At 63.9% G+C, this 12,612-nt stretch carries 15 protein-coding genes and 1 pseudogene; 6 read left to right on the top strand and 10 right to left on the bottom strand.

Annotated elements, in window-relative coordinates; genetic code table 11:
- The first annotated feature begins 99 nt into the window (after window positions 1–99).
- Window positions 100–1,221: a beta-ketoacyl-ACP synthase III gene (locus ACYHH6_RS27260; protein ID WP_352583846.1), complete on the top strand. Its 1,122-nt coding sequence runs from the start codon at window positions 100–102 to the stop codon at window positions 1,219–1,221.
- On the opposite strand, the gene ACYHH6_RS27255 is transcribed toward ACYHH6_RS27260, so the two are convergent.
- From ACYHH6_RS27255 to ACYHH6_RS27245, 3 genes are all read right to left on the bottom strand, one after another.
- Window positions 1,222–1,788 (bottom strand): methyltransferase family protein, encoded by a 567-nt coding sequence (locus ACYHH6_RS27255; protein ID WP_352583848.1) that lies wholly within the window; start codon window positions 1,786–1,788, stop codon window positions 1,222–1,224.
- A 109-nt stretch (window positions 1,789–1,897) separates the two neighbouring features.
- Window positions 1,898–2,290, bottom strand: coding sequence for a VOC family protein (locus tag ACYHH6_RS27250; protein WP_352583850.1), 393 nt, complete (start codon window positions 2,288–2,290; stop codon window positions 1,898–1,900).
- 32 nt (window positions 2,291–2,322) lie between these two features.
- Window positions 2,323–2,745: a hypothetical protein gene (locus ACYHH6_RS27245; protein ID WP_352583852.1), complete on the bottom strand. Its 423-nt coding sequence runs from the start codon at window positions 2,743–2,745 to the stop codon at window positions 2,323–2,325.
- Between the two features lie 112 nt (window positions 2,746–2,857).
- On the opposite strand from ACYHH6_RS27245, the gene ACYHH6_RS27240 reads away from it, so the two are divergent.
- Together ACYHH6_RS27240 and ACYHH6_RS27235 are read left to right on the top strand one after the other, a co-directional pair.
- Window positions 2,858–3,529 carry a TetR/AcrR family transcriptional regulator gene (locus ACYHH6_RS27240; protein WP_352583854.1) on the top strand — a complete coding sequence of 224 codons (672 nt, stop codon included), beginning with the start codon at window positions 2,858–2,860 and terminating at the stop codon, window positions 3,527–3,529.
- Complete coding sequence (locus ACYHH6_RS27235; RefSeq protein WP_352583856.1) at window positions 3,483–4,121, top strand: MOSC domain-containing protein; 639 nt, start codon at window positions 3,483–3,485, stop codon at window positions 4,119–4,121. Before ACYHH6_RS27240 ends, ACYHH6_RS27235 begins: the two co-directional genes overlap by 47 nt.
- A 63-nt stretch (window positions 4,122–4,184) precedes the next feature.
- Here the strand turns inward: ACYHH6_RS27235 and ACYHH6_RS27230 are convergent, their stop codons facing one another.
- The 4 genes and pseudogenes from ACYHH6_RS27230 to ACYHH6_RS27215 all read right to left on the bottom strand — a co-directional run bounded on the left by ACYHH6_RS27230 (window position 4,185) and on the right by ACYHH6_RS27215 (window position 7,654).
- Entirely contained in the window at window positions 4,185–5,027 is an 843-nt protein-coding gene (locus tag ACYHH6_RS27230) for an SDR family oxidoreductase (protein WP_352583858.1), read from the bottom strand.
- 149 nt (window positions 5,028–5,176) lie between these two features.
- Window positions 5,177–6,136 carry a D-amino acid aminotransferase gene (locus ACYHH6_RS27225; protein WP_352583859.1) on the bottom strand — a complete coding sequence of 320 codons (960 nt, stop codon included), beginning with the start codon at window positions 6,134–6,136 and terminating at the stop codon, window positions 5,177–5,179.
- Window positions 6,137–6,146: 10 nt separating this feature from the next.
- A pseudogene (locus tag ACYHH6_RS27220) lies at window positions 6,147–7,527 on the bottom strand (HAL/PAL/TAL family ammonia-lyase).
- On the bottom strand, window positions 7,505–7,654 hold the full coding sequence (locus tag ACYHH6_RS27215) for a hypothetical protein (protein WP_488500491.1): 150 nt from the start codon (window positions 7,652–7,654) through the stop codon (window positions 7,505–7,507). The pseudogene ACYHH6_RS27220 and the gene ACYHH6_RS27215 overlap by 23 nt, the downstream one beginning before the upstream one ends.
- A gap of 112 nt (window positions 7,655–7,766) precedes the next feature.
- Between ACYHH6_RS27215 and ACYHH6_RS27210 the strand changes: the two genes are divergently transcribed.
- A complete protein-coding gene (locus ACYHH6_RS27210) occupies window positions 7,767–8,273 on the top strand; it encodes a hypothetical protein (RefSeq protein WP_352583861.1) in 507 nt (168 codons plus the stop codon).
- A 6-nt stretch (window positions 8,274–8,279) separates the two neighbouring features.
- Here ACYHH6_RS27210 and ACYHH6_RS27205 read toward each other — a convergent pair whose 3' ends face one another.
- Window positions 8,280–8,594 carry a DUF2293 domain-containing protein gene (locus ACYHH6_RS27205; protein ID WP_352583863.1) on the bottom strand — a complete coding sequence of 105 codons (315 nt, stop codon included), beginning with the start codon at window positions 8,592–8,594 and terminating at the stop codon, window positions 8,280–8,282.
- Window positions 8,591–9,097, bottom strand: coding sequence for a tRNA (N6-threonylcarbamoyladenosine(37)-N6)-methyltransferase TrmO (tsaA, locus tag ACYHH6_RS27200; protein WP_352583865.1), 507 nt, complete (start codon window positions 9,095–9,097; stop codon window positions 8,591–8,593). The genes ACYHH6_RS27205 and tsaA overlap by 4 nt, the downstream gene beginning before the upstream one ends.
- 167 nt (window positions 9,098–9,264) lie before the next feature.
- Here tsaA and ACYHH6_RS27195 point away from each other — a divergent pair, with 167 nt between their 5' ends.
- Both ACYHH6_RS27195 and metF read left to right on the top strand, forming a co-directional pair.
- On the top strand, window positions 9,265–10,287 hold the full coding sequence (locus tag ACYHH6_RS27195) for an ArsR/SmtB family transcription factor (RefSeq protein ID WP_352583867.1): 1,023 nt from the start codon (window positions 9,265–9,267) through the stop codon (window positions 10,285–10,287).
- Window positions 10,287–11,204, top strand: a complete 918-nt coding sequence (gene metF, locus ACYHH6_RS27190; protein WP_192258471.1) for a methylenetetrahydrofolate reductase [NAD(P)H] — start codon at window positions 10,287–10,289, stop codon at window positions 11,202–11,204. The genes ACYHH6_RS27195 and metF overlap by 1 nt, the downstream gene beginning before the upstream one ends.
- A gap of 405 nt (window positions 11,205–11,609) precedes the next feature.
- Here the strand turns inward: metF and ACYHH6_RS27185 are convergent, their stop codons facing one another.
- Window positions 11,610–12,527, bottom strand: coding sequence for a DMT family transporter (locus ACYHH6_RS27185; RefSeq protein WP_112560362.1), 918 nt, complete (start codon window positions 12,525–12,527; stop codon window positions 11,610–11,612).
- Between the last annotated feature and the right edge of the window lie 85 nt (window positions 12,528–12,612).

Below are 12,612 nucleotides of genomic sequence, written 5' to 3'. Positions count from 1 at the left end.
CTTAAGCCGGCGTAAACCGGCCGGGTGAGAAAACTGTTGCGTCGCGCCTATTCGTCGCCCACATGAGGACGACAACGCCTGCGCATGGACGGATTGGAAATGCATCGCGTCATCATCAGCGGCATCGGCGTTGAAATCCCTGAAGCCAAGATCACCAATGAAGAACTGGTCGCCAGCTTCAATGCCTGGGTCGATACCGAGAATGCGCGCCGCGAGGTCTCCGGCGAGACCCTGCTGCAGAAATCGGACAGCGCCTTCATCGTCCATGCCTCGGGCGTCCAGACCCGCCATGTCATCGAGCGGGAAGGCATTCTCGACCCGACCCGCATGGCGCCGCGCATCCCGGCACGGCCCGACGATGCGCTGTCGCTGCAGGCCGAGTTCGGCGTGGCCGCGGCAAAAAAGGCGCTCGACCATGCCGGCCTGAACCCGTCCGATATCGATCTGGTGATCTGTTCGGCCTCGCACCAGCAGCGGCCCTATCCGGCGATCGCCATCGAAATGCAGGAGGCGCTGGGCACCAAGGGCGCCGGCTTCGACATGGGCCTCGGCTGTTCGTCCGCCGCGGCCGCCTTGCACATCGCGGTCAATCTGGTGCGGACGGGCGCGCACAAACGCGTGCTGGTGGTTACACCGGAGATCATCACCGGCCATCTCAATTTCCGCGACCGGCAGACGCATTTCATCTTCGGCGACGCGTCCGTGGCGATGGTGGTCGAGGGTTTGGCCAAGGGCGAGAAACGGCCGGGACGCTTCGAGGTGCTGGACACACGCACCTGGACGCAGATGTCGAACAACATCCGCACCAATCTGGGCTACCACACCCGCACCGCGCAGGACGATCCCTACATGATCAGCCTCGAGGGCAATCTGATCAAACAGGTCGGCAACAAGGTGTTCAAGGAAGTCACCGTCGCCGGCCACAAATTCATCGTCGAGTTCCTGGCCGAACACGGGCTGACGCCGCAAGCAGTCCGGCGCTTCTGGCTGCACCAGGCCAATGCGCGGATGAATGCCATGATCCTGAAGCTGGCCTTCGGCCACGAGGTCGACCATGACCGCGCGCCGATGGTGCTGGAGCGGCTCGGCAACACCGCCGGCGCCGGCGCCATCATCGCGCTGTCGGAAAACCATGCCGACATGAAGCCCGGTGATTTTGGCGTGCTGTGCGCCTTCGGTGCCGGCTATTCGATCGGTGGCGCGCTGCTCAGGATGCTGTAGTCAGGCCGGCGTGAACGGCACCAGCATCGGCACGCGGCGGGCGTAGTCATCATAGGCGCTGCCCAGTTCGCCGCGCAGAAAACGCTCCTCTAGCCTTGCCTTCATGACGATGCCGATGGTGAGGAAAACCGCACCGGCGATGCCCCAGACCGTGCCTTTGGCCGCCATGGTGGCAAGGATGGCCAGCAGCAGCCCGGTGTAGATCGGGTGGCGGACCAGCCCGTAGGGGCCGGTGTCGACGACACGATGTTCGGCCTTGGCCGTCACCGAGGCCGACCAGAGACGGCCGAGATGCAGCCGCGCCCACCAGGCGAATATCAGGCCAATGGCAATGAGCGCTGCGCAGATCCACGCCTCTGCAAGGGTCGGAAACCAGAACCGCAGCCGCCCGGCATAGCCATGCGCGGGAATGAACAGCAGCACCGCGCCGATCAACCAGAGGGAGCGATAGCGAAACTCCGCCTGGATGCCGGCGCGCTTTTGCGCCGGGTCGGACCAGAAGGCGGCCAGAAACCAGGACACCACCCAGATCAGCCAGAGCGATGCTATTGCCGTACCGGGACGCATGGAAGATCTCCAAGAGACTGTCCTCACCATGAAGCCGGCGCAGCACGGCGGCAATGCGGCGCAATACGCAACCGGTGCTGCTTTCAGGTAAGAAGATCGTGATCCGCGCTCATGGGCCGGAGAACATCCACTGTACGCCAAAGGCATCCACCAGCATGCCGAAGCTGGTTCCCCAAACTTGCCGCGCCAGCGGTACAGTGATCCGTCCGCCCGAGGTCATGCGGTCGAAAAGCTCGGGCATTTTGGCCTGGTCGTCGAACTCCAGCATCAAGGCGGAGCCTTTCATCGGCTCCGCATCGTCATTGTCTGACGCGTGAAACAACACGCCCGGGCCTTCGAACCGGGCATGCAGGATTTTTCCCCGCATTGTTTCGGTTCGCACCGGCATGCCGTTGTCGCCCCAGCGCAGCAGGATGGTTGCCCGGCCGAGGCCGCACGCTTCGTAGAAAGCCAGCGCCGGTTCGCAATTGGTGGTGAAGAACAGCGAAGGGGAGAGGCGCATCGGGTTGTTCCTGCTCGGCGCCGTTTGCCGTATCACTGCGCCGCCGCAGTGGCGGCAGCGATGAGGGCCTCTGCAGTATATTGCCTGTCGCCGATACCCCAGCCGCCGTCGGGCGCGTTGACGATGTTGATCCAAGTGTTTTCGGGCCTGTGACCAGGCACGCAGAGTTCGGCGACAATGCTGGCGGCAGCGGCGATGAAGGCACTGCGGGCTTCGAGCGAGCCGAGGCCGATGTTGGGCAGTTTCAGCTCGACCATGACAACCGGCCGATTGGCGCCGCCGGCATAGATGTGGTGCGGCGGCAGGATGTGAACCGTGCCGCCGACAATCGCGGTGAAGAACGCATTGCCGGTGGCGCCGGAGGCATCGATCAGGGCGGCGCTGAGACGCGGCAGGATCTCGCGCTCTCCGGCCGGGGTCAGTACGCCTTGCGGTGCGGTTACGGTGATGGGCATTTTTCTATCCTCTCCTGGAGATCGCATGGCCTGCAGTTGCTGCTTGCCATGTTTCGTATCGATTGTTACGATACGTGGAGAAGGTGTGTCAACAGGTTTCGTAACGATCGCTATGGATGACTTGGAAAAGCCGCGTGGTGGCCGGCCGCGTGCCTTCGACCCCAACCGGGCACTGGATGCGGCGATGCATCTGTTCTGGGAGCATGGCTACGAGGCGACGTCGCTCACCATGCTGCGCGAGGCGATGGGGCTGACGCCGCCGCAGATCTACAATGCCTTCACCGACAAGGAGACTTTGTTCCGCAAGGCGCTTGAGCGCTACCACCAGACAGAGATCGGCTTTGCGCTGGAGGCGCTGAGCGCACCGGTGTCGACGGGGGAGGCCATCCGGCGGTTGCTGCTCGGGGCAGCGGAGGCCTATTCCAGGCCCGGCAAGCCCGGTGGCTGCCTGTTCGTCAGCGGTGCGCTGGCGACTTCGCCGCAGGCGCAAGCCATTGCCGATGAACTCAAGACAAATCGCAAGGCGAGCGAAGCGGCGATCGCTGGACGGCTGGCGGAGGGCAAGACAAAAGGTGACTTGCCGGAAGGGATTTCCGTTGAGGGCTTCGCCAAATACCTTGCCGGGACCATGAACGGCATGTCGATCCAGGCGCGGGACGGCGCTTCGGTCGAAGAGCTGCGGGCTTTGGCCGAAACCGCTCTTGCGGCCTTGCCGCTCGGGAGGCAAAACCAAGGGCATGATCCAGAGACAGGACACCACGCTGGACCTTTTCCCCGAAGCTGAGAAGCCGGTCGAAATCATCCCGGCCAGGAAGCTGGCCGCCAAGGTGGCGGCACTCTACGTCGCGCCATCAGATCATTTTCAGACGCGCCCGGTGGAAGCATTGCAGCTCGGCTTCGACGGCATATCAGGCGACTTTCATGCCGGCGCCACGCGTCGCTCCGGCGGGCGCGAGCCATGGTATCCACGCGGCACCGAAATGCGCAACGAAAGGCAAATATCGATTGTCGCGGCGGATGAGCTCGCCCTCATCGCTGAACGAATGGGCCTGAAGGAAATCAAGCCGGAATGGATCGGCGCCAATCTGCTGATCGAGGGCGTGCCGCATCTGTCGATGCTGCCCTCAGGCACGCTGCTGTTCTTCAAGAGCGGCGTGACCATCAAGGTCGATGCGCAGAATGGGCCTTGCCGCCTTGCCGGGCGTTCGGTCGCCGAAAATGCTGATATGGCCGATCACGAGACGGGCGCGCTGGCCTTCCCGAAGGCGGCGAAGCGGTTGCGCGGCCTGGTTGCCTGGGTCGAGAAACCGGGCAGCATCACGGTCGGCGAAGAGATCTCGGTGCGCGTGCCGGAGCAGTGGATTTATCGACCGTAGCTCTACGATACGAGAGCCGGCTGCGCCGCCGGGAGACGGCGCAACCGGATTTAACAGAAATGTTCAGGCCGCCTTGCGGTTCTTCTTCGCGCCCTGCGCCTCGATGGAAACGTGGTCCCACTTCTCCCAAAGCGCGATGCGGTTGGCGTATTCCTGTTTGATCATCGGCAGGCCGCCGTCGCCGAAGAACACGCGCAGCGGCGGCTCGGCCGCGTCGACGATTTCGAGCATTGCCGGTCCGGTGGCCTCGGGATCGCCGGCCACGGCGCGGCTGCGACGCTCGGCCATGGCGGCGCGGGCGGGTGCATAAGCCTCGATCGCTTTCGAGGTCTTGGCCGAGGCACCGGACCAGTCGGTCGAGAAGCCGCCCGGCTCGACCAGCGTAACATGGATGCCGAACTCGGCGACTTCCAGGCTGAGCGACTGGCTGAAGGCTTCGAGCGCCCATTTGGAGGCGTGGTAGAGGCCAAGCGAGGCAAAGGCGTTGACGCCGCCAATCGACGAGATCTGGATGATGTGGCCGGAACGCTGCGCCCGCATGATCGGCAGCGCCGCCTGGGTGACCCAGAGCGCGCCGAAGACGTTGGTCTCGATCTGGTCGCGGGCTTCCTGCTCGCTGACTTCCTCGATGGCGCCAAAATGGCCATAGCCGGCATTGTTGATGACGACGTCGAGACGACCGAAGCGCTTGTGTGCCTCGGCAATCGCGGCATCGACGGCCTTCTTGTCGGTGACGTCGAGCTTTATCGCGGCGATGTTGTCGCCATATTTTGTAACCAGATCGGCGAGCGTGCCGGCATCGCGTGCGGTTGCGGCGACACGGTCGCCACGGGCGAGCGCGGCCTCGGCCCAGACGCGGCCAAAACCTTTCGACGATCCGGTGATAAACCAAACCTTTGATGTCATGATGTGGAATCCTTGCCCATCCGGGCGTGATTTCTGGGAAAGCGGAGGCTTCTCCGCTTTCGGGCATATACGGCGCATTCGCCGAGTTTCCAGAGGCGAGGGGGAATCTTTTTGGTCACGACGTCGTGTTGAGCAGGAACGCCGCCCGGTCAGGGATAGCGCACCGGGCTCGACCAGGCCGGGTCGTCATGCTTTTGCCAGTAGAGCGCCATCAGCCGGCTGGTAAACGGCCCGACCTTGCCGTCGGCGATTGGCATGCCGTCGATCATCGTCACCGGCATGATGCCGCCGGCGGTGGAGGTGATGAAGACTTCGTCAGCAGCCTTCAGCGCGGCGACGCTGACATCGACGGCCGTGGCGGCAAGGCCAGCTTCGGCGCAGAGATCGAAGACAGTGCGCCTGGTAATGCCGGGCAGCACGCCAATGGCCGGCGTCGACAGGCTGCCATCCTTGACGCAGAACACGTTGAAGCCGGGGCCTTCGGCGACATTGCCGTTGAAGTCGAGGACCAGCGCCGTCTCGCCGCCACGGTCATAGGCATCGTAGAGGCCGCGCACCAGGTCGAGCCAGTGGTAGTTCTTGATCGCCGGGTCGATCGAGGCCGGCGGAATGCGCACCTTGTCGCTGATGGCGACATGCAGTCCAGGCCGCAACTGCTCGGCATTGGCGACCGAACCGAACGGCACGGCAAATGCCATGAAGCGGTTGATCGCCTGGCGCGGATCGCGGCTGAAGGTCGGCGAAGCGCCGCGCGTGCACAGCATCTCGACATAGGCGGCGCGGTGGCCCGAGAGCGCCACGCAATTGTGCAGGATTTCGCTCACCCCGTCGCGGTCGAACGGGACCGTCATGCGCAGTTTCTGCAAGCTGGCGAAGAAGCGGTCGAGATGCAGGTCGAGGCGGAAGAAGCTGCCGTCCCAGACATGCACCGTGTCGTAGGTGGCGTCGGAATGCAGAAAACCCCAATCCAGCACCGAGATTTTTGCTTGCGACATCGGCAGATATTGGCCGTCGAGGAAGGCGATACCGTCGGGATAGGAATGCGGGTCGATATGGCGGGCTGAAACGGAAGGCAGTCCTTTGGGTTGGGGGTCGGTGATGCTGCTCATCTCGCCTCCATCAGTCCTTCTGTCCAGCGCCGTGGCTGCCGGCGATCATCGCGGCGATGCCAGCGACATCGCTGCCCAGTTCCCGGTCTTCCTCGAGTGGGGCAACCCGCTCGCGCACCGCCTTGTAGGCCTCATCCGCGCCGCGGCCCAGTCCGTCCGTCACGCCGCGGATCTCCACGGCGTAGGCCGAAGCGATCAGCTCCATGGCGATGAGATAGCGCAAGCGGTCGACGATCTGGTTTGTCTTGGCAATCACCGCCGGCGCCATCGAGGATTGATCCTCGATCCAGTCGGACACCGCGATCGGGGTCAGCGAAACCGGGTTGGCCAGGAAGCGGATTTCGGCTTCCATGGCGGCAACGGGTTTTTGCAAAATGGCAAAGCCGATGCGGTTCTGCCCGTGCGGCGCCAGGAAACGCGGCAGTTCCGACACGGTGGGGGACATCAGCTTGATCGTCCGGTTGGCAATGCCTGCCGCCGCATGCGCCAGCGCCTGGCCGAGCCGCTCCCAGGCGAGGCGAAAGCGGTCATGTCGAAATTGCCTTGCGACACGATCCTGTCCTCGCTGGTCAGCACGACCGGATTGTCGCCGGAACTGGCGAGCTCGATTTCGGTGGCCGTGCGGGTCTCGTCGATCGCATGGGTCAGCGCGCCCCAGACCTGCGGCACGCAGCGATAGCTGAGCGGGTCCTGGATGCGCCGGGCAGCACCTTCGGCGAACAGCGCGCTGCCTGCCAAGAGGTCGCGCAGTTGCGCCGCCACCGCCCGCTGGCCAAAGGCTGGCCGTGCGCCATGGCCGCGTCGTCGAGCGCGCCGAGATTGGCGCGGAACGCCTCGAAGTTCAGGGCGACCGCTTTCAGCGACCAGGAAAATGCGCGCTCTATGTCTTCGAGCGCCAGACAGGCTTGTGCGACCGACAGGCTGTTGGCGACGATGATGGCATGGCCATCCTTGGCCCGGATGTCGAGCGGTTTTAGCCCGGCGCGCCTGAGCGCCTCGGCCGCAGGCATGGTCTCACCGCCATAGTTGGCCTCACCCTGCCCAAGCAGGCCCAGCGTCAGATGCGCGAGCGGCGCCAGATCGGCTGCACCCAGCGAGCCGGGCGACGGCACGACGGGGTGCACGCCGGCGTTGAGCGCTGTGGCCAGCCCTTCGAAGACGGCAGGCGAAATACCGGTGCCGCCGGCGGCCATGCCGCCGATCCGCACCGCCATCATGGCGCGCACGGCCTCCTGCGGCAAAGCCGGTCCGAAGCCGACGGAATGGCCCAGCGAAACCCGCCGTTGATAGGCGACCAGATCCGCGTCGCTGAGCGGCGTATCGACGGCGGCACCCAGTGCGGTGGTCAGCCCGTAGACCGGACGATTTTCAGCCGCATGGCGCTCGATCACCGCGGCTTGCGCGGACCAAGGCGTCGACCTCCGGCGAGATTTCGACCGGCGCGTTGCGGCGGGCAATGGCGGCGATGTCGCGCGCGCTCAGCGGTGTGCCGGTCAGCCGGACAGGTGACGATGTCATGCAAGGATTCCCCTCAATTCGGCTTGGACAAAGCCTCGGCCTGTCGATGCATGCTGGCCGCTTCATTAGACTTGCCTTATGCTGCCTGTGGACATCTTGCCGGGAGGGGACCATGGGCAAGCGGCTCGGCGCCATCATTTTTGCGACAGGCATTTTCGCCACAACGGGAAACGCGTCTGCGCAGTGCGCTCGCGAGGGAGAGGAACTGTGCCAGAACGGCCAGACCTATCGCTGCGAGAAGACGGGCAGCGAGTTGACGCCGATCTTCCAGAATGTGCCTTGCGTGGTCAACGCGACGGGGCTCAACGGCATCTGGACCGGCAGCGGCCATCAGAGTCCGGCCGGGGCTGCCGGCGCCGACTGGGCAATCGCCATGACCATTGGCGATGGCGCTGCGTCGATCGATTATCCTTCGCTCGGCTGTGGAGGATCCTTGATCCAGATTTCCCGGGACGAGAGTTCGGCGGAATACCGGGAAAATATCGCCTACGGTCAGGATAAGTGCATCGACGGTGGCGGCATCACCGTCAGGTTTTTCAAGGGAAACCTGTCCTGGACCTGGGTCGGGCAGGCCGACGGCCAGCCTTACAACGCCGTTGCGGTGTTAAGCCGGCAGTAGCCGAGATCATTCCTCTTCGTCGTCGGCATCGAGCAGGCGCGTAGCGCGCCAGCGGGTCAGCACCATGTTGGTCTGCTCGATGACGAAGAACCGCGCCGAGTCGCGATCATAGCCCTCGGCCAGCAGTTTCTCATAGTCGGTGTGGCCGTGCCTGATATGGGCGATCGTCGCCAGCCATACGGCAATGCCCGGCGGCAGCGTCTTCATATGCACCGCACCAGCCTCGGCGCGGATTTTCTCCATGTCGGCATAGGGCGCCAGCGGCAGCAGCGCGGTCAGCGCCTTGGCGATGGCGCGGCGACGGCCGGTGGGCGCGGTCATGTCTCGTCGCGCCCGGCAATGGTTGCCCCGGCAAAGGCATCGGTCGAGGCGAAATAGGGTTTGATGTCGATCACCGGCGTGCCATCGAGCACATCAATGGCGTCGATATCGATGCGGCCTGTATCGATGTCGACGGCGGTCAGCTTGGCTACGTGGAGTCCGATCGGGTTCGGCCGGGCCGGGGAGCGCAACGAGAAAACGCCTTTCGGTTCAGCCGCATGGCGGGGTTTCTGGACAATCAGTCCCCGCGGCGCGTGATGCAGCCAGGACAGGATGATGATGTGGCTGGCTCGCACCAGCGCAAGCAGGCCCTCGCGGTAGGGTGGGGCGATGACAACCGTCGCCGCCTGTCCCGTCTCGCGGGCCGCGCGCATGTTCTTCGGGCAGCTTTCCCGCGATGTCCATGGCGAGGCGATGCGGCCGATGAACACGATGTGGCCATCCGGCGGCATGTCAGCCGGGTCTGACTGCAGGAGCTTTTCGCCGTCGCGCGTCTCGAACATGGCTTTCGCCTCTAGCATAGGTTTCCAGTCGATCGTGACGGAAAAGCGCTTTCAGGCCATTGGGATCACACGTGCGGCATTTTCTTGTCAGGAAGCGACATAGGTCTTGCCATGTCGTCAAAGCTGACATAAACATATGTTTATATCTTTTCAACGAGAATACGCCAATGCATGTCTCGCTCGATACGATGGTGGATACATTGAAGGCGGCGGCCGAATCGAGCCGCCTGCGTATCCTGGCGCTGTTGTCGCGCGGCGACCTCACCGTGTCCGATCTCACCGAGATCCTCAGCCAGTCGCAGCCGCGCGTGTCGCGCCATCTGAAGCTGTTGCTGGAAGCAGGGCTGATCGGCCGTTATCAGGAAGGCTCCTGGGCGTTCTTCCGGCTGTCAGATACCGATTCCGCGCGCGACTTCGTCATGGGTCTGGTATCAGGCATTCGCGGCGCCGACCCGCAGGTCGAGCGCGACCTCGAGCGGCTGGCGTCGGTCAAGCGCAAGCGGCAGGATCGCGCCGCCGAATATTTCTCTGAAAACGCTGCGAGCTGGGACCATATCCGCTCGCTGCATGTGCCGGACCGCGCGGTGGAAGCAGCACTCCTCAAACTGGTCGGCAAGCGGCCGTTCCAGTCGATGCTCGATCTTGGCACCGGCACCGGGCGCCTCCTTGAGATCTTCTCGCCGCTCTACCGGCGTGGCGTCGGCATCGATATGTCGCGCGAGATGCTGACGGTGGCGCGCGCCAATCTCGACAAGGCCGGCATTGCCAATGCGCAGGTCCGCCAGGGCGACATATTTGCGCCGCCGGTCGAGCGCGACGCCTTCGACCTCGTCACCATCCATCAGGTGCTGCACTATCTCGATGACCCCGCCCGCGCCATCCGCGAGGCGGCGAGGCTGCTGCGCCCGGCGGGCCGGCTGGTGATCGTCGACTTCGCGGCGCATGCGCTGGAGTTCCTGCGTGATCAGCATGCGCATGTCAGACTGGGCTTTTCCGATCGGCAGATATCGGAATGGTTTGCCGAGGCTGAACTCGACCTCGAAGATGCCCAGGAGTTCGAGCCGCGCGGCGGCAACGAAGCCAGGCTCACCGTCAAGCTGTGGCTCGGCCGCGACCGCCGCATGCTGATCGCCGAACCTTCCAACGACTCTTTGCCGGCCAAAGCATACCAAATTGGGGAAACCGCCTGATGAACCAGTTCCGCTTTTCCCGCCGTCCCGACATTGGCGACAAGGTCCGCGTCTCCTTCGAGTTCTTTCCGCCGAAGACCGACGAGATGGAGGCGAGGCTCTGGGACACCGTCACCAGACTGGAGCCGCTGAAGCCGAAATTCGTTTCGGTGACCTATGGCGCCGGCGGCTCGACGCGCGAGCGCACGGCCCGCACGGTCAAGCGCATCCTCAACGAGACGACGCTGACGCCGGCGGCGCACATGACCTGCGTCGACGCCGCCCGCCATGAGGTCGACGCCGTGGTTCGCGAATTCGCCGAGATGGGCGTGAAACGCTTCGTCGCCTTGCGCGGCGATCCAGCGGCGGGCGTCGGCACCGCCTACCGGCCGCATCCCGATGGCTATGCCAATGGCGCCGAACTGGTCGGCGCGCTGAAGGGCGCCGGTGATTTCGACATTTCGGTCTCGGCCTATCCGGAAAAGCATCCGGAAAGCCCTGACTTCGCCACCGACTTCGACATGCTGAAGCGCAAGGCCGACAATGGCGCGACCCGGGCGATCACCCAGTTCTTCTTCGACAACGATCTCTACGAGCGTTACGTCGAGAAGGCGCGCCGCGCCGGCATCTACATCCCGATCGTGCCCGGCATCCTGCCGGTGCACAATTTCACCCAGGTCGCCAATTTCTCGGCACGCTGCGGTGCGCTGGTGCCGGCATGGCTGGCCGAGCGCTTCGAGGGGCTGCAAAACGACCCGCAGACGCATGCTTTGGTGGCATCGGCCGTGGCCGCAGAGCAGGTGCTCGACCTTGTCGAGCGCGGCGTCAGCGATTTCCACTTCTACACCATGAACCGGGCCGACCTGGTGTTCGCGATCTGCCACATGATCGGCATCCGCTCGCACGAAACGGAAGTGGCTGGGTCGGCCGCGGCCTGAGTCTCATCGTGATGATCTGAAATGCAAAAGGCCGGGCGAAAAACTCGGCCTTTCGAATTTGTGGGCTATTTGCTGCTATCTTCTTCCGCTCTGGCGGTTACGGAAGAACGCCTATGATAAGGGCGCCAATGAAGGCAAATGCAGCACAGATCATCAATGCGTTGATTGGCCTCGTAAGTCCCATGTCATAGCCTCCTCTATGAAAGAGCTACGGGTGGAGTCTAGGGTCATTTGTGCCACAGGCAAGCGGAAAATATGCTGCAATGCGACGCGATTGTGGGATTTGCGACCTGCCATTTGGTGTTAGGCATTGAAACTCTTCGGCAAATGCCCTCTGGCGGGCTGTGAATAAATTGTGACGGGTCTGTGGCGGAAGCGTGGCATGGCAGCGCTACCATCCCCCTTCTAGCGCCGACCAAACAACCGTCCGTCGATCGTCACCAGGCCGAAGGCAATCAGCGCCATGCCGCAGAACTCAAACAGAGCGAGCCGCTCGCCGAGGAACAGCAGGCCCAGCAGAATGGCGCTGGCCGGGACGATGAGCGTGACCAGCGAAGCGTTGGTGGCGCCGGCAGAGGCGACGAGATTGAAATAGAGGATGTAGGCGAAGGCCGTGGAGAGCAGTGCCAACGCCAACACCGCCGCCCAGACCGGCGGCGAGGCCGAGAACAGGCCGGCCGGGCCGTAGGTGAATAGCACCACCGGGATCATGATGATGGTCGACGCCGTCAATTGTCCGGTGGCGATGACGGGCGAGGGCACGCCCTTGAAGCGGCGGGCGATCATCAGCGCGACAGCGTAGGACAGCGAGGCGCCGATCAGCGCGAACTTCGCCCAGACCGGGCCGCCGAGCCCGGCCAGCAGGCCGGGGCCGATCATGACCGCGGTGCCCGCGATGCCGAGCCCGATGCCGGCAAGCTTGTTCCACGACAGCTTTTCGTCCGATGTCAATGCATTGGCGAGGATCAGCGTCCAGAACGGCGTCGTCGCATTAAGCACCGAGGCGACGCCGGCGCCGAGCGCGGTCTGGCCGGCGAAGATCAGCGAGAACGGCACGACATTGTTGGCGAGCGCCAGCAGGAAAAACAGGCCGGCATGCGGAAAGGCGAGGCGGAAGGACGGGCCGCGAATGGCGAGATAGAGCTGCAGCGCGATGGCCGCGATGGCGACGCGAAACAGCACCAGCACCAGCGGGTGCATCTCGGCAACGGCGATGCGGGCAAAGAAGAATGAACCGCCCCAGATCGCGCCGAGCAGCAGAAGCTGGCCCCAGTCCCTGAGCGTCATCGGTCCGCGCTGCACGGATGTCGTGGCAATTGCCATTTCGAATCGTCCTCCCCAGACGGCGCGAGCGCCAGTCGGTCAGGCAAAAGGCATATCGGGTCCAGCGACAAGGGCCACCCGAAAC

Source organism: Mesorhizobium sp. P171375 (assembly GCF_057786075.1).
The sequence above is the reverse complement of the archived record's forward strand: the minus strand, read 5'-3'. Positions and strand labels throughout refer to the sequence as shown.